This window comes from Marinobacter bohaiensis, from assembly GCF_003258515.1.
GTDB lineage: Bacteria > Pseudomonadota > Gammaproteobacteria > Pseudomonadales > Oleiphilaceae > Marinobacter_A > Marinobacter_A bohaiensis.
The window spans coordinates 33,790-50,229 of record NZ_QGEH01000008.1 but is presented as its reverse complement, the minus strand read 5'-3'; the positions used below and the strand labels follow the sequence as shown (position 1 = coordinate 50,229).

General features: G+C 65.1%; 11 protein-coding genes. All 11 read left to right on the top strand.

The genetic code is table 11. The annotated features are described in order from the left end of the window. The first annotated feature begins 176 nt into the window (after positions 1 to 176). The 11 genes from pilG (at position 177) to znuB (ending at position 16,423) form a co-directional block, all read left to right on the top strand. Complete coding sequence (gene pilG, locus DKK67_RS21145) at positions 177 to 569, top strand: twitching motility response regulator PilG (RefSeq protein WP_111498521.1); 393 nt, start codon at positions 177 to 179, stop codon at positions 567 to 569. Positions 570 to 602: 33 nt separating this feature from the next. Next, entirely contained in the window at positions 603 to 965 is a 363-nt protein-coding gene (gene pilH / locus DKK67_RS21140) for a twitching motility response regulator PilH (protein ID WP_111498520.1), read from the top strand. A gap of 19 nt (positions 966 to 984) precedes the next feature. Next, positions 985 to 1,533, top strand: coding sequence for a chemotaxis protein CheW (locus DKK67_RS21135; protein WP_111498519.1), 549 nt, complete (start codon positions 985 to 987; stop codon positions 1,531 to 1,533). 78 nt (positions 1,534 to 1,611) lie between these two features. Then, positions 1,612 to 3,684 (top strand): methyl-accepting chemotaxis protein, encoded by a 2,073-nt coding sequence (locus tag DKK67_RS21130; protein ID WP_111498518.1) that lies wholly within the window; start codon positions 1,612 to 1,614, stop codon positions 3,682 to 3,684. A 46-nt stretch (positions 3,685 to 3,730) separates the two neighbouring features. Then, positions 3,731 to 4,624 (top strand): CheR family methyltransferase, encoded by an 894-nt coding sequence (locus DKK67_RS21125; RefSeq protein WP_407657909.1) that lies wholly within the window; start codon positions 3,731 to 3,733, stop codon positions 4,622 to 4,624. A gap of 11 nt (positions 4,625 to 4,635) precedes the next feature. Beyond that, the gene (locus tag DKK67_RS21120) at positions 4,636 to 12,759 is read left to right on the top strand and encodes a hybrid sensor histidine kinase/response regulator (protein WP_111498516.1); all 8,124 of its coding nucleotides are present in this window, start codon (positions 4,636 to 4,638) and stop codon (positions 12,757 to 12,759) included. After that, positions 12,759 to 13,808 carry a chemotaxis protein CheB gene (locus tag DKK67_RS21115; RefSeq protein ID WP_111498515.1) on the top strand — a complete coding sequence of 350 codons (1,050 nt, stop codon included), beginning with the start codon at positions 12,759 to 12,761 and terminating at the stop codon, positions 13,806 to 13,808. Before DKK67_RS21120 ends, DKK67_RS21115 begins: the two co-directional genes overlap by 1 nt. Positions 13,809 to 13,818: 10 nt before the next feature. Beyond that, complete coding sequence (locus DKK67_RS21110; protein ID WP_111498514.1) at positions 13,819 to 14,283, top strand: chemotaxis protein CheW; 465 nt, start codon at positions 13,819 to 13,821, stop codon at positions 14,281 to 14,283. A 77-nt stretch (positions 14,284 to 14,360) separates the two neighbouring features. Next, positions 14,361 to 14,852, top strand: coding sequence for a Fur family transcriptional regulator (locus DKK67_RS21105; RefSeq protein WP_111498513.1), 492 nt, complete (start codon positions 14,361 to 14,363; stop codon positions 14,850 to 14,852). Continuing rightward, complete coding sequence (gene znuC, locus DKK67_RS21100) at positions 14,845 to 15,621, top strand: zinc ABC transporter ATP-binding protein ZnuC (protein WP_111498512.1); 777 nt, start codon at positions 14,845 to 14,847, stop codon at positions 15,619 to 15,621. Before DKK67_RS21105 ends, znuC begins: the two co-directional genes overlap by 8 nt. Continuing rightward, positions 15,608 to 16,423 carry a zinc ABC transporter permease subunit ZnuB gene (znuB, locus tag DKK67_RS21095; protein WP_111498511.1) on the top strand — a complete coding sequence of 272 codons (816 nt, stop codon included), beginning with the start codon at positions 15,608 to 15,610 and terminating at the stop codon, positions 16,421 to 16,423. The genes znuC and znuB overlap by 14 nt, the downstream gene beginning before the upstream one ends. Positions 16,424 to 16,440: the final 17 nt, after the last annotated feature.

The following is a 16,440-nucleotide window of genomic DNA, read 5'->3' as shown; positions in this document are numbered from 1 at the left end:
TGTGTTAAAAAGGCCCGTCAAGTCTCCCGCTGGTCTCGCAAACCGGCCTGACGGGGCCTGTCAAGTGCCGGGCTGGAAGCATGGCCAGCGCCTTTGGACCGTCCCTCACCGGGACCCGCTGTGGTCCGACAGGTGCTGAACAACAACGATCCTGTAGAGCGCAAGGCTGTTGGACAATGGATGACAACTTCGAAAACCTGAAGATTATGGTGATTGACGACAGTAAGACGATTCGTCGCACCGCCGAAACCCTGCTCAAGAAGGTTGGCTGTGAAGTCATCACCGCAACGGATGGATTCGATGCTCTCGCCAAGATCGCAGACTCGCAACCCGACATCGTGTTCGTAGACATCATGATGCCGCGGCTCGACGGCTATCAGACCTGCGCTCTCATCAAGAACAACTCCGCCTTCAAAAAGACTCCCGTCATCATGCTGTCCAGCAAGGACGGCCTTTTCGACAAGGCCAAGGGACGTATTGTCGGTTCGGATCAATACCTGACCAAGCCGTTCAGCAAGGACGAGCTGCTGAACACGATCCGTCAGTATGTTCCCACACCGGAACAGTAAACCGATTCGCGCAACGAATTTATCGAGGAAATCATGGCCCGCATCCTGATTGTCGACGACTCTCCGACCGAGGTTAAGAAAATCTCCAGCATCCTGGAAAAGCATCAGCACGAAGTGCTGTCCGCCGATAACGGCGCCGATGGCGTTGCCAAGGCGCGCGCCGAGAACCCGGACCTGGTCCTGATGGACGTGGTCATGCCCGGGCTCAACGGCTTCCAGGCCACCCGCCAGCTGACCCGTTCGCCGGAAACCGCGTCCATCCCTGTCGTCATCGTGACCACCAAGGACCAGGAAACTGACCGCGTCTGGGGTACCCGTCAGGGCGCCAAGGGCTATCTGGTCAAGCCGGTCGAAGAAGACGAACTGATCAAGACCATCGACAGTCTGATCGCCTGAACCTCAGTATGGAGTAAGCATGTCCGCCCAGGCTGCCCCTTTTGCCGTACTGACGGATATCGCCCGGCGTAGCAAGTCCCGTGCATCCGGACTGCCAGCCCAGCAGGAAGCGATCGAACTGTGGAACGGCATCGGTTTTACCCTGGCCGGCCAGCGTTACGTCGCGCCCATGGGTGAGGTTGTCGAGATACTGCACGTCCCCCGCTACACCCACGTACCGGGGGTTCGTTCGTTTATGCTCGGCGCCGCCAACGTCCGCGGCCGCCTGCTGCCGCTGATCGATCTCGCCTATTTCTTTGACATGAACCGTGCATCGCGCAGTCATCGCGATCGCCGGGTGCTGGTCATCGAGCGGGACGACCTGTTCAGCGGCCTCGTCGTCGACAGCGTTTCGGGCATGCAGTATTTCGCCACGGAGAGCTTCACGGAGGAAGTCGCCGCCGAAGTCCCAGACATCGTCAAGCCTTTCGTCCAGGGAGGCTACCGACGCAACGAGGAAACCTGGAACGTGTTCTCGACCTTCGCCCTGATGGACGACGAGCGCTTTCTGGATGTTTCGCAGTGGTGAACAGGACGGCAGGGCCTGTTCGCTGATTTTCCAGACCCGAAGGACCAACTTGCCAACGTTTAGGCCGGGAGCCAGAAAATGAAAAAGAGAGCCGGAAGATTCAATGCGGGTCAGGGTGCCAACAAGCTGGTTGGCGCCCTGATCGGTGCATTGATCGTATTGACCGTCCTGCTCGTCGCAGTGCTGTTCATCATCAACCGTGACAGCAGCAACGACCAGGAATACATCGCCCACGCCAGTGAGCTGCGGGTACTGTCCCAGGAGATCGCGAAGAACGCCTCGGAAGCGGCCGGCGGTACGCCGGAAGCCTTCGACCAGCTGCAGCGCTCCCGTGACGAGTTCGCGCGTCTGTGGGGTTATCTTGTCGAGGGGAACCCGGAAACCGGCCTTCCCGCCAGCGAGATGGCTGCCGAAAGCGGTGTACAGGAGAACTGGAACGAAGTCCGTGAGCGGGCCGATACCATCATCTCCACCCGCGAAGCGGTACTGGGCCTGCACCAGGTTGCCCAGACCCTGAACGAGAACATCCCGCAGCTGCAGGTTGAGTACGATGACATCGTCCAGATCCTGCTCGACAACGACGCACCGGCCGAAACCGTGGCCCTGGCCCAGCGTCAGTCGCTGCTGGCGGAACGGATCGTGCGCTCGGTCAATAACGTTCTCTCCGGTGACGAAGACGCGGTGATCGCCGCCGACCGGTTCGGCCGCGACGCCAAACTGTTCGGCCGCGTTCTGAGCGGTCAGATCGAAGGCAACTCGGCCATGGGCATCTCCCGGGTCCAGGACGAGGACGCCCGCTACGGTCTCGACGCCGTGTCCGAGCTGTTCGAATTCGTCAGCCAGAACGTTGACGCCATCCTGGAAGCCTCGCCCGACCTGTTTACCGTGCGTCGCGCTTCCAACGAAATCTTCCAGAACTCCCAGGCCCTGCTGAACGGCACCTCCCAACTGGCGGAACAGTTCCGTCAGCGGGCGGATTCGCGCATCATCAGCTCCTACCTGGCGTACATCCTGCTGGCCGCCATGGCCGCTGTGGTCGTGATCATCGGCCTGACCATCTACCGTTCCTCCCAGGAGCGTCTGTCCAAGACCCAGGAGCAGAACGAGCAGAACCAGAACGCGATCCTGCGACTGCTGGACGAACTGGCCGACCTGGCCGACGGTGACCTGACCACAGAGGCCACGGTTACCGAGGACTTCACCGGGGCCATCGCCGACTCCATCAACTACGCGATCGACCAGATGCGCGGACTGGTACAGTCCATCCGGGGTACGGCGGTTCGAGTCTCCTCAGCGGCCCAGGAAACCCAGGCCACTGCGATGCACCTGGCCGACGCTTCCGAGCACCAGGCCCAGGAAATCGCCGGTGCCTCCGCGGCGGTGAACGAGATGGCCGTGTCCATCGACCAGGTCTCCTCCAACGCCGCCGAGTCGTCCGCGGTTGCGGAGCGCTCGGTTGCCATCGCCAAGAAAGGCGCCGAAGTCGTACAGAACACCATCCGCGGCATGGACAACATCCGCGAGCAGATCCAGGAAACCTCCAAGCGGATCAAGCGTCTGGGTGAGTCTTCCCAGGAAATCGGTGACATCGTATCCCTGATCAACGACATCGCCGACCAGACCAACATCCTGTCCCTGAACGCCGCCATCCAGGCGTCCATGGCCGGTGATGCGGGCCGGGGCTTCGCAGTGGTTGCGGACGAGGTTCAGCGCCTGGCGGAACGTTCCTCCGCGGCCACCAAGCAGATTGAAGCCCTGGTTAAGACGATCCAGTCCGATACCAACGAGGCGGTTATCTCCATGGAGCACACCACCGCCGAGGTGGTCCGTGGTGCCCGTCTGGCCCAGGACGCGGGTGTCGCCCTCGAGGAAATCGAGAACGTCTCGATGAACCTCGCGGAACTGATCCAGAACATCTCCAACGCGGCCCGCCAGCAGGCGTCGTCCGCGGCTCACATCTCCAACACGATGAACGTTATCCAGGAGATCACCTCGCAGACCTCCTCCGGTACCAACGCCACCGCGAAGTCGATCGGTAACCTGGCGGAAATGGCCGGTGAGCTGCGCTCCTCCGTTGCCGGCTTCACTCTGCCGGAAGAGGATATGCCGGAAGAGGAAGAAGAAGACAGCGACGTTCCTGTTGTTAGCTGATAACTGTCAGCGGCTGATGACGCCAGAGTACGGCTGACTCATGATCATGACCGAAACGCGCAATGACAGGACGTCCGGCATCTGGACACTGCGTCCTCTTCCCGAGATGGACGAGGCGCAGTTCCGCCAGTGGCAGGAGCTGCTGGAAGACCGGACCGGGATCACCCTGAAAGCGGAGCGGCGCTCGTTCCTGCAGACCAATCTGGGGATCCGCATGCGCGAGATCGGTTGCGACACCTATCAGGCCTATTACGAGAAAGTGGTTTCCGGCCCCGGCGCGATCGTCGAATGGGCCACACTGGTGGACCGGCTGACGGTCCAGGAAACCCGCTTCTTTCGTGATCCCGATGCCTACCGGTTGGTGTCCGACTACATCATGACGCGGCCGCGGGAGCAGCTTAGCCGACAGCCGATCGAGGCCTGGAGCGTCGGCTGCTCCACCGGCGAGGAACCCTACACGCTGGCCATGCTGCTGGATCAGAGCATGCGGCAACTGGAGTTGAAATCCCTGTTCGGCGTCACCGGCTCCGACATCAGCAAGCCGGCGCTGGAAAAGGCCCAACGAGGCCTCTACGGCGCCCGCAAGCTGGTCAGCACCGACGCCGACACTCGTGACCAGTATTTCCAGGCCTCGGGTGGCAACGAATGGGAAATCGACCCGGCCCTGCGCCAGCGGGTGTGTTTCACGCAGCTCAATGTGCTGGATCTGGAACAGGCGCCGATGCACGGCATGAACATCATCTTCTGCCAGAACCTCCTGATCTACTTTCGCCAGTGGCGGCGTCGCGAGATCGTAAAGCGCCTGACCGAGCGGCTTGCCCCCGGCGGCCTACTGGTTCTGGGACAGGGAGAATTGACGGACTGGCATCATCCCTCCCTGCAGCGGGTGCCATCGGATAGCGTTCTGGCGTGGATCAAACGCCAGACTGACGAAGAATAACCGGAGTGGTTATGGGCAATCACCATGACAGCATCGCCCTGGATTGGGTTAGGGGCGAAATTCAGGACACCCTGAAACAGGGTCAGCAGGCGCTGGAAGCGTACGTCGACAACCGCGACGACACCGCTCGCCTGCGTTTTTGCCTGAACTACCTCCACCAGGTGCACGGCACCCTGCAGATGGTCGAGCTTTACGGCGCGGCCCTGCTGACCGAGGAGATGGAAAAACTGGCCCAGGCGGTTCTCAATGAGACCGCGGCCAACGCCGACGAGGCCATCGAAGTCCTGATGCAGGCCATCCTGCAGCTGCCGCAGTACCTGGAGCACCTGGACAGCAGCCGCGACGACTTCCCGCTGGCCCTTCTGCCGCTGCTGAACGACCTGCGCGCCGCGCGGGGCGAACCGTTGTTGTCGGACACCTCGCTGTTCAAGCCAGACCTGAGCGCGGTTCAGTTCCAGCCGGCGCCGGGCATCTCCCAGCGCCTGCAGGATCCCAAGGTCATGGGCCACGTGCGCAAGCTGCGCCAGATGTTCCAGTTTGCCCTGGCCGGCGTGGTCCGAGAGGCCGATCTGGACTCCCATTTCGACTACCTGGACAAGGTGATCCAGCGGGTCATCAAACTGTGCCAGAAAAGCCCGCGCGAAGAGCTGTGGCTCGCTGCCGGCGCCTTTGTCGACACCCTCAAGAGTCGTTACAACCCGATCAACTCCGCCGTCAAATCGCTGCTGCGCCAGCTCGACGCCGAACTCAAGCGGCTGATCGACGAGAACGTGGACATCCTCCAGCAGCCGGTGCCCGAAGCCCTGTTCAAGCACCTTCTGTATTACGTGGCGCGCGATGCCGAACTCGACACGCCACGGGTCAACGACCTGCGCGAGCGCTACCACCTGGCCGCCGCCCTGCCTTCCGACGAGTCGGTGGACGACGCCCGCAGCCGCGTCTCCGGTCCCGGCCGGGACGCCATCCATTCGGTGGTCAGCGCCCTCAACGAAGAGCTGGCACGCCTGAAAGACCAGCTCGACCTGTTCGTTCGCGCCGAGTTCCGCCAGAACGAGGAGCTGGAAGAACTGCTGCCGGGCCTGCAACAGGTGGCCAACACCCTGGCGGTCCTGGGCCTGGGCATTCCGCGCCGGGTCATCACCGAACAGATCGAGATCGTCGAACGCCTGAGCCGCGACGCCCTGCCCGCCGAAGACGGCGTGCTGATGGACATCGCCGGCGCCCTACTCTACGTCGAAGCCACCCTGGCCGGCCTGGAGAAAGAGCGCACCACGCAGTCCGAGGACACCGGTGAGGACATCCAGTACGGCGGCCAGGAACTGAGCGAAGCCAACAGCGCCCTGCTGCGCGAGTCACGCAACTCCCTGGAGCAGGTCAAGACCGCCATCGTCAACTTCATCGCCGCCCAGTGGGACCCGCGCGAGATCGAGCACGTGCCCGGCCTGCTGCACAGCATCCGCGGCGGCCTTCAGCTTATCCCGCTGGACCGGGTGGGCGACATGCTGGCGTCCGCCGAGCGCTACGTCAGCGATGTCCTGTTGCAAGGCAAGCGCGTGCCGGACTGGCAGCAGCTGGACACCCTGGCCGATATGGTCACCAGCATCGAATACTACCTGGAGCGCCTGGCCGACGGCGTGGACGACAACGATTCCGTGCTGCGGATCGCCGAAGACAGCCTGCGCTCGCTGGGCTTCCCGGTGGGCGAAGAACCCACCTGGGACCAGGACGCCGCGCCGGCCCCGGCCGCCGAACCACAGCCGGAAACGCCAGCAGCGCCGGAAGCCGGAAAGCCGTCGGACGCTGACCTGGTGGACGACGAGATCCTCGAAATCTTCATCGAGGAAGCCGGCGAAGTCCTCAGCACCATCGAAGAGTTCTACCCGCGCCTGCGCCAGAATCACGACGACCGCGAGGCGCTGACCGAAGTCCGCCGTGCGTTCCACACCCTCAAGGGCAGCGGCCGTCTGGTGGGTGCGACCAGCATTGGTGAGCTGGCGTGGTCGGTGGAAAACCTGCTCAACCGGGTCATCGACCAGAGCATCAAACCCACCGAAGAGCTCTTCTCCCTGGTGGACACCGTGATCGCCCGCGTGCCGGGACTGATCAACGAGTTCCGCGAAGGCAACGCCACCGGCGACGTGAATGAGCTGATCGCCCGCGCCGAAGCCCTGGCCACCACCCGCAAGACCGGGCAGGACGCGCCGGCCGAAGCCGCCTCTGATGACGCCGACCAGCCGGCCACCCGCGACGACGCCGATATCGAGACCCCGGAAGCCGCAGCACCGGCCGAACCGGAACCGACACCGGCCGCGGACTTCGACAGCGACGACCTGATCGACGACGAGATCCTCGAAATCTTCATCGAGGAAGCCGGCGAGGTGCTCGACACCATCAACGAATACCTGCCGATGCTGCTGCGCCAGTTTGACGACCGCAGCGCCCTGACCGAAGTCCGGCGGGCCTTCCACACGCTCAAGGGCAGCGGCCGCATGGTCGGGGCCGACGCGGTGGGCGAGCTGGCCTGGGCCGTCGAGAACATGCTCAACCGCGTCATCGACGCCAGCGTGTTCATGAACGGCGACATCGCCCAGCTGCTGCAGGACGTGGTCGACGTCATCCCGACCCTGGTCAAGGATTTCGAGGCACGCCGTCCGGCTTCGCTGGATACCGCCCCCCTTGAAGCCCGGGCCACCGCCCTGGCCAACGGCGAGATTCCGGAATCCAGCGCGATGCCGGACGACGCCAGCCCGATTGAGCCGGCAAGCGCCGCCGACACCACCGCGGATGCCGACGACCTGTCCGGCCTGGACGCAACGGCCGAAGAGCAACTGGTGGACCCGGTACTGCTCGACATCTTCGAGAGCGAGACCGAGACCCATCTACAGGCGCTCAAGCAGTTCCTGTCCGAAGCCGAGGGCCGCGACACCACGGCCTACACCGACGGTCTGTCCCGCGCGCTGCACACCCTGAAAGGGTCGGCCCACACCGCCGGTATCGAGCCGCTGGCGACGATCATTGCGCCGCTGGAGAAATTCGTTAAGACCGCCCGCTCGGAGAACCAGCGGGCCGACCGCGAAGTCCTCGCACTGCTGGCCGACGCCTGCGGCTTTATCGAACGCGGCCTGGAACAGATCCGCACCACACCGCAGGATCCGCTGGACGGCACCGATGCCTTCCTGGAACGGCTCGACATGCTGGCCCGACGCACCCTGTCGTCGGGCCCGATGGGCGCCGCCGAAGCCGAACACGAGCAGGCCGTCGATCCACAGCTGGTGCAGCTGTTCCTCAACGAAGGTCTCGACATCCTGCTCGACGCCGACGGCATCCTTGATCGCTGGGCCGCCGATCCTTCGGAAAGCACGCAGCTCGATCAACTGGTCCAGGAACTGCGGCAACTGGCCCGGGGCGCAGAAGTCGCCGGGCTGAGCGACGTTTCCGAACTGGCCGATCGGCTGGAACGCATCTACGCCGCAATTTTCGATGCCGACGCACGACCGGATGACGCGTTCTTCGAAGTGGCCCGCGCCAGCCACGAAGCGCTGATCAACATGATGGACCAGATTGCCGCCGGTCTGGCCACCAAGCCCGACCAGGCCCTGATGGCTCAGCTCCAGACCCAACTGGACCAGTTCCGCAGTCAGGCCGACAACGCCTTCAGCCAGAACCTCGAAGATATCGACAACGGCTTCGACGAGGATCTGGAGCTGCCCACCCTGGACATCGCCTTCGAGGAAGACGACGACACCCAACCGGCCGAGCCCGAGCACGCCGGTGACAGCGCCAATCTCGATCCGGAGCTGGTGGATATCTTCCTGGAGGAAGCCAGCGACCTGATTGAAGGCACCGGCGAACGACTGCATCAGTGGACCGCCAACCCAGGCGATGTCGAGTTGCTGCGTCACCTGCAACGGGACCTGCATACCCTCAAGGGCGGCGCCCGTCTGGCGGATATCAGCGCCATCGGCGATCTTGCCCATGAGCTGGAGACCCTGTTCGAAGGCCTGACCGACAACCGCCTGGCCAGCAGCGGGGATCTGGAAGACCTGCTGTTGAGCGCACACGATCGCCTCGCGGCCATGGTCGATGCCATCAGCCAGAACCAACCGCCGCGCCCGGCGCCGGACCTGATCCGCGAGATCCAGAGCTACATCAGCGAGCACGCCGGATCAGCCGGCACACCGGAACCCGATTACGGCTTTGACGACGTACCCACGCTGGACGTCGAAGACACCGACGCCGGCGAGCCCGAGCCCACACCGGAAGCGGCCGACGAGGCCCAGCCGACCGGCGCGCTGCAACAGCTGGATCCCGAGCTGGCGGAAATCTTCCTGGAAGAAGCCGGCGAGATCATCGACACGACCGCCGAACAGCTGCACCAGTGGCAGGCCAACCCGGATCAGCCGGAACTGGTCAAGGAACTGCAGCGGGAACTGCATACCCTCAAGGGCGGTGCCCGCATGGCGGAAATCGCGCCGGTGGCCGACATCGCGCACGAGATGGAAACCCTGTTCGAACGCATCGTCGAAGGTCGCCTGCCGGCCACGGCCGAGCGTACCGGTGTGGCGCTGAAGGCCCACGACGAACTGGCCGCCATGGTCGACGCCATCGCCGATGACGGACAGTGCCCCGAAGCGCCAGGCGTGCTGCAGGCCCTGCGCGCCGCGCTTGACGAGACACCGGCAGCGCCGGCTCCGGAGTCGACACCTGAGCCGGAAGTCGATGCCGAGTCCGACGTCGATGATCGTGTTGAGGCGGAAGAGGACGCCATCGAGCTGGAGCTGCCCGAACTTGAGGAAAGCCCCGAGGAACCGGCAGCAACGGCTGAAGACACGTCTCCGGCCGACACCGCGGCAACGTCCGACAGCGATATGGATCCGGAACTGGTGGGCATCTTCCTGGAGGAAGCCTACGACCTGATCAACTCCACCGCCAGCGCCCTGCACAGCTGGACCGAAGACCCCAGCGACACGGCCCTGGCGGCCGAGCTGCAGCGCGACGTGCACACCCTCAAGGGCGGCGCCCGCATGGCCGGCGTCGACGCCATCGGCGATCTGACGCATGTGCTCGAAAGCCTGTTTGAGCGGGTTGCCGAAGGACGCCTGGCCGCCACCCAGTCCATGAACGATCTGCTGTTTGCCTGCCACGACCGGCTGGCCCAGATGGTCGAACAGGTGGCCGCGCACAAGCCCTGCGAACCCGCCGCAGAACTGATCGCCCGGGTCGAGGCGATCCTGTCCCGCGAGGCCGGCGAGGCCGAAGCAGCGGCGCCCGCACCGGCGGCGCAACCGGCTGTCGAGGAGGCACCGTCCGCTTCCGTCGATGACAGCGCAGAGACCGCGCCGGAGCGTGACGCCGACCTGATCGGTTTCTTCCTCGATGAAGGTCTGGAAATCCATGAGGCCATCAAGGAATGCCTGGCCCAGTGGCGTGACGAACCGGAATCCCTCAGCGGCGTCACCGCGCTGCAGCAGGAGCTGCAGACCCTGAAAGGCGGCGCCCGACTGGCGGATCTGGACCCGGTCGCGGATCTGGCCGAAGCCTGGAACGAACGCCTGGAGTCCGCCCTGGCGGACGCCGCCGACACGGCCGAAACCCTGCGCCTGAGCGATCAGGCCCTGGCCGAACTGGGCCGCATGCTGGGCGAGATCGAGGACGACCGCGCCCCGACCGCCAACGTGGAGCTGCTGGCCAGCCTCACCGCCAAATCCGCGATCGAGGCTCCGGAGCCGACCCCGGCCCGGGAGGAAAGCCAGCCGGAATCCGTCGACCCGGAAGTGCTGGAAATCTTCCTTGAGGAAGCCGGCGAGCTGCTCGACCAGGTCGAAAACCTGCTGGAAGACTGGCGCAAGGAACCGGGCAACACCCACTTCAACCGGGAACTGCAGCGAGCCCTGCACACGCTCAAGGGCGGTGCGCGTCTGGCGCAGCTGGTGGAGCTCGGCGACAAGGCTCACGCCTTCGAGACCCGACTGATCGACCTGGGCGGCAACCAGCCCGGCCCCGACAGCTGGTCGGCCATTACCCGGGATCACGACAGCCTCACCGACATGGTGGGCGAGATCCGCAAGCGCTACGAGGAAGCCGGCGCCGGTCCGGTGACCCTGCCCGCCGCCGAAGATACCGGCGAAGCGACACCCGCCAGCGACGATGAGCCGGCGCCGGAGGCGCCCACTCAGGCGCCAGCCGACCCCGAACAGCCGGCCCAGCCCCAGGCTTCGGCGCCCGTACCGGCCGCCAAGCCGGACAGCGCCAAGTCCGCGGACAAGGCCCGCAAGCCCAAACGCGATGCGGTGCGCAGCGCCCAGGAGACCATCCGCGTCAACGCCTCGCTGCTGGACGAGCTGGTCAACCTGGCCGGTGAAACCAGTATCACGCGCAGTCGCCTGGAACAGCAGTCGAGCGATTTCACCCACACGCTGGATGAAATGGCCGCCACCATCGAACGTCTGCGCGAGCAGCTGCGGCGCATGGACATCGAGACCGAGGCCCAGATCCTGTTCCGCACCGAGAAGGAACAGGGCCCCGACTACAGCGAGGACTTCGACCCGCTGGAGATGGACCGCTATTCCTCCATCCAGCAGCTGTCTCGGGCCCTGAGCGAGTCGGCCTCGGATTTGGCGGACCTGCGCGAGACCATGACCGATCGGACCCGCGACACGGACACCCTGCTGGTGCAGCAGTCACGCATCAACACCGAGCTGCAGGAAGGCCTGATGAAAACGCGGATGAACCCGTTCTCATCCATGGTGCCGCGCCTGCGCCGGATCGTTCGCCAGATCAGCGGCGAGCTGGGCAAGCACGTCGAATTCGATGTGCGCAACGCCGAAGGCGAAATGGACCGCAACATCCTGGAACGGATGGTGGCCCCGCTGGAGCACATGCTGCGGAACGCCGTCGACCACGGCATCGAAACGCCGGAGCAACGGCGCCAGGCGGGTAAGCCGGAAACGGGTGAAATCACCCTGTCCCTGACCCGCGAAGGCGGCGAGGTGGTGCTGCGGATGATGGACGACGGCGCCGGTATTCGTACCTCCGCAGTCCGCGAGAAAGCCATCAAGCAGGGCATGCTGCGGGCCGACGAGGATCTGTCCGACCGCGAAATCCTGCAGTTCATCCTGCAGCCGGGCTTCTCCACCGCCGCCCAGGTGACCCAGATTTCCGGCCGCGGCGTCGGCATGGACGTGGTTGCCAGCGAGATCAAGCAGCTCGGCGGCAGCCTGGACATCGACTCGGTGCTGGGCCAGGGCACGACCTTCACCGTACGCCTGCCGTTCACCGTCTCGGTCAACCGCGCGCTGATGGTGTCCACCGGCGAGGACTTCTACGCCATCCCGCTGAACACCATCGAAGGCATCGTGCGGGTCAGCACCTACGAGCTGGAGGAGTACTACAAGCCGGACGCGCCGCTCTACGAGTACGCCGGCCAGGAGTACCGCCTGCAGTACCTGGGCAGCCTGCTGCACAGCGAGCATCATCCCAAGCTGCAGGGTCAGGCCCTGCCGCTGCCGGTGATCCTGGTGCGGGGCGCCGAACAGCCCATGGCCCTGCAGGTGGACAGCCTGATGGGCAGCCGCGAGATCGTGGTCAAATCCCTCGGTCCGCAGTTCACCTCGGTGCGCGGGGTGTCCGGTGCCACCATCCTGGGTGACGGTAACGTGGTGGTGATCCTCGACCTGCCGGCGATGATCCGCTCCGACATCCTGTCCGAGCGTCAGCGTCTGGCGGATCTGGAAGCCGCCCAGGAACAGGCCCGCCGCGACGACCGCGAAACGCTGGTCATGGTGGTGGACGACTCGGTCACGGTGCGTAAGGTCACCTCGCGCCTGCTGGAACGGAACGGCATGGAAGTGCTGACAGCGAAGGACGGCCTGGACGCCGTCGCCCAGCTGCAGGATCACCGGCCGGACATCATTCTCCTGGACATCGAGATGCCACGGATGGACGGTTTCGAAGTGGCCAGCTTTATCCGCCACGACGACAACCTGCGGGATACGCCGATCTGCATGATCACGTCCCGGACCGGCCAGAAGCACCGCGAGCGGGCGCTGGCCATTGGCGTCAACGAATATCTGGGTAAACCGTTCCAGGAAACCCAGCTGCTCGAAACGATTGAGCGGCTTACCGGGAACAGTTGATGAACGCGGTGGGGTCGCTGCCGCGCGTGGCCATCGTCTCCGATAGCCCGCTGCAGCGTCGCCGACTGTTCGATGCGGTGGGCAAGTTCGGCCTGGAATCGCCGTTCTGCGGCGACCCGGAGCGCGTACTGGGCCTGGCTGCCTTGCCGGACGTCCAGCTCTGGCTGGTGACCCTGGAGGACGAAGCGGATCACCCGGCGCTGTTCGATGCCCTGCTGGAGAACACCGACGCGCCCATCCTGTTCGGGATGGATCCGGCGCCGACGCCCGGAAGCACAGACGCCTTCCGCTGGGAACGGCGCCTGATCGACAAACTGGAAAAGCAGCTCGGTCCACTGGAACAGACCGACAGCCAGGGGACGCTGGAAGCCCTGGCCCGGCCGCAGGAGCGGCCCGAACCGCAAAGCCGGCCGGCGTGGATTCCCGCCGACCGGACCGGCCAGGTGGCCGAGGAGGTGTGGATCCTGGGGGCCTCGCTGGGCGGACCGGCCGCGGTGAAAACCTTCCTGGATCACCTGCCGTCGGATTTGCCGGTCGGCTTTATCTACGCCCAGCACATCGACGGCAACTTCACCGATGTGCTGACCCGGGTGCTGGGTCGCCACGCCTCCTACACCCTGCGTCGGGCCGAGGCCGGCTATCGGGTGCGCAACGGCGATGTGGTGCTGTTGCCGGTGGAGAATGAATGGCACCTGGACGCGCGGGGCTGCCTGCAGGAAAAGGCCACGCCCTGGCCCGGCCCCTACGGCCCGTCGATCGACCAGGTGCTGCTGAACGTCTCGGACCATTACCGCGCCCGCTGCCATGCTATCCTGTTCTCCGGCATGGGCAACGACGGCGCCATCGCCGCCCCTCTGCTGCGGGCCTACGGCAGCCGCATCTGGGTGCAGAGCAGCGACAGCTGCGGCAACAGCTCCATGCCGGACTCGGTGGCGGCCACCGGCTGCACCAGCTTCGTCGGGGATCCGGCCCAGCTGGCGCGCAAACTGACACAAACCATTGAAGAGGATTGCCTGCTACGCGGCCGGCAATCCAGCGATTCCGCCTGAGGACAAGACCATGGCCGACAACTCCCAAGTCCTTCCCTGCGTACTGATCCCGGTCACGGATCGACAGCTGCTGCTGCCCAACGTGTCACTGGCCGAGATCGTCGATTACGCCGAGCCGGAAACCGTACAGGACGGCCCGGACTGGCTGGTGGGCTACCTGAGCTGGCGCGGCCTGCGCCTGCCGGTGATTTCCTACGACGCCGCCAACGGCGTGGCCGACGCCCGCCAGGAAAGTGGCCGCGGCCGCATTGCGGTGTTCAACACCATCAGCGACAGCCACGACGCTCTGCCTTTCCTGGCCATGGTGACCCAGGGGATTCCCAGCCAGACCAAGCTGGGCGCGAATCAGATCCAGCAGACCGAAGGCGACACCGGCCCGGCGGACCTGATGAAAGTCGATGTGGACGGCCACAGCGCCTACATTCCCAACCTGGAATACCTGGAGTCCCTGGCCCTGCAATCGTCAGCGGCCTGATCCGCGGTAACCGGCGACCTGTCCAGCCAGCCGTCGAGACGTTATAATATAACAACCACTGACTGGCTGGACCGATCATGACTCAGACGCCGCTGCCCTATCGACCGCACAATCACGACGCCTGCGTGGACCAGGCCCTGAGCGATGCCCAACGCATCTGCGACGCTGCCAACGCCCGGCTAACGCCGGTCCGGCAACGGGTGCTGGAACTGATCTGGCAATCCCACAAGCCGCTGGGCGCCTACGACCTGCTCGGCGCCCTCGCCCAGGATGGACACAACGCGGCACCGCCCACAGTCTACCGGGCGCTGGATTTTCTGCAGCAGCATGGCCTGGTGCACCGCATCGCCTCGCTCAACGCGTTTGTCGGCTGCACCCACGCCGGCCATCATCACACCGGTTTCTTCCTCATCTGCCGCGCCTGCCGCAACGTGCTGGAGCTGTCCGCACCGGCCATCGCCCAGTCGGTCTCAGAGGCCAGCCGCGAGGAAGGCTTCCAGGTGGAGGAAACCACGCTTGAGATCGCCGGGCTGTGCCCCGCCTGCCAGCCGGGGGCCGACAATGCCTGAAGCGCTGGTGCAGCTTGCCGGTGCCGGCGTGAGTCTGGGCGGGCGGAGCATCGTGGACAACGTGGAGCTGACCGTCAGCCGCGGCGACATCATCACGGTGATCGGCCCCAACGGCGCCGGCAAGACCACGCTGATCAAGTCGGTGCTGGGCCTGCAGCCGCTCAGCAGCGGCTCGATCCGCCGGGCCCCGGGACTGACCATCGGCTACGTACCGCAGCACATCCAGTTCCAGGCCACCCTACCGTTGACCGTGAAGCGCTTCCTGGCCCTGACCGGCGCCAGTCCCCGGGCGGGCCGCGAGGCCCTGGCCCGGACCGATGTGGCGCACCTGTACGACGCCTCCATCCATCACCTCTCCGGCGGCGAAATGCAGCGTCTGCTGATCGCCCGGGCGCTGGTGCGCGAACCCGACCTGCTGGTCCTCGACGAGCCCGCCCAGGGCGTCGACGTCAACGGCCAGGCGGAGCTGTACGAGCTGATCCGTCAGCTGCGCGATACCCTCGATTGCGGCGTGATCATGATCTCCCACGACCTGCACCTGGTGATGGCGGCCACCGACAAGGTGCTGTGCCTGAACCAGCACGTGTGCTGCAGCGGTTACCCGGAGCAGATTTCCAACGATCCGGCCTTCGTCGAGCTGTTCGGCCGCCACGTGGCGGACAGCGTCGCCATCTACCACCACCATCACAATCACGACCACGACCTGCACGGCGACGTGGTCGATCCCGGCCACAGTTCGGAGTGCCAGCACGACCATGCCGCTCATTGATTCCCTGCTCGACGATTTCTTCTGGCGAGCCATGATCGGTGGCCTGGGCGTGGCTCTGGTCGCCGGGCCGCTGGGCTGCTTCGTGGTCTGGCGCCGCATGGCCTACTTCGGCGACACCCTGGCCCACTCGGCCCTGCTGGGCGTCGCCCTGGGCACCCTGTTCCAGATCCAGCTGAGCCTCAGCATCGCGGTGGTGTGCGTGGGCCTCGCGCTGCTGCTGGTGATGCTCTCGCGCAACCGCAGTCTGGCCACCGATACCTTGCTGGGCATCCTCGCCCACAGCGCCCTGGCCATCGGCCTGGTGACCCTGAGCTTCATGCCCGATGTGCGCCTGGACCTGACCGGCTACCTGTTCGGCGACCTGCTGGCCATGACCCGCAACGACCTGGCCTGGATCTACGGCGGCGCCGCGCTGGTGCTGGCCCTGCTGGTCTGGCTCTGGCGCGGTCTGCTGATGAGTACCATCCACGAGGAGCTGGCCAAGGTGGAAGGCCTGCCGGTGGAATGGCTGCGCCTGGGCCTGATGCTGATGTTCTCGCTGGTGATCGCGGTGGCCATGAAGATCGTCGGTGTGCTGCTGATCACGGCCCTGCTGATCATTCCCGCCGCCACCGCCCGGCGCCTGGCCAGCAGCCCCGAACGCATGGTGTTCCTGGCCGTGGGCGTGGGCATGATCGCCGTCGCCGGCGGCCTGTCCCTGTCCTGGTTCTTCGACAGCCCCGCCGGGCCCTCGGTGGTGGTTTCCGCCTTCCTGCTGTTCCTGCTGGTCTACGGCCTGGTGCGCGAACAGCGACACGGTTGAGGCCGCGCCGGATGGGC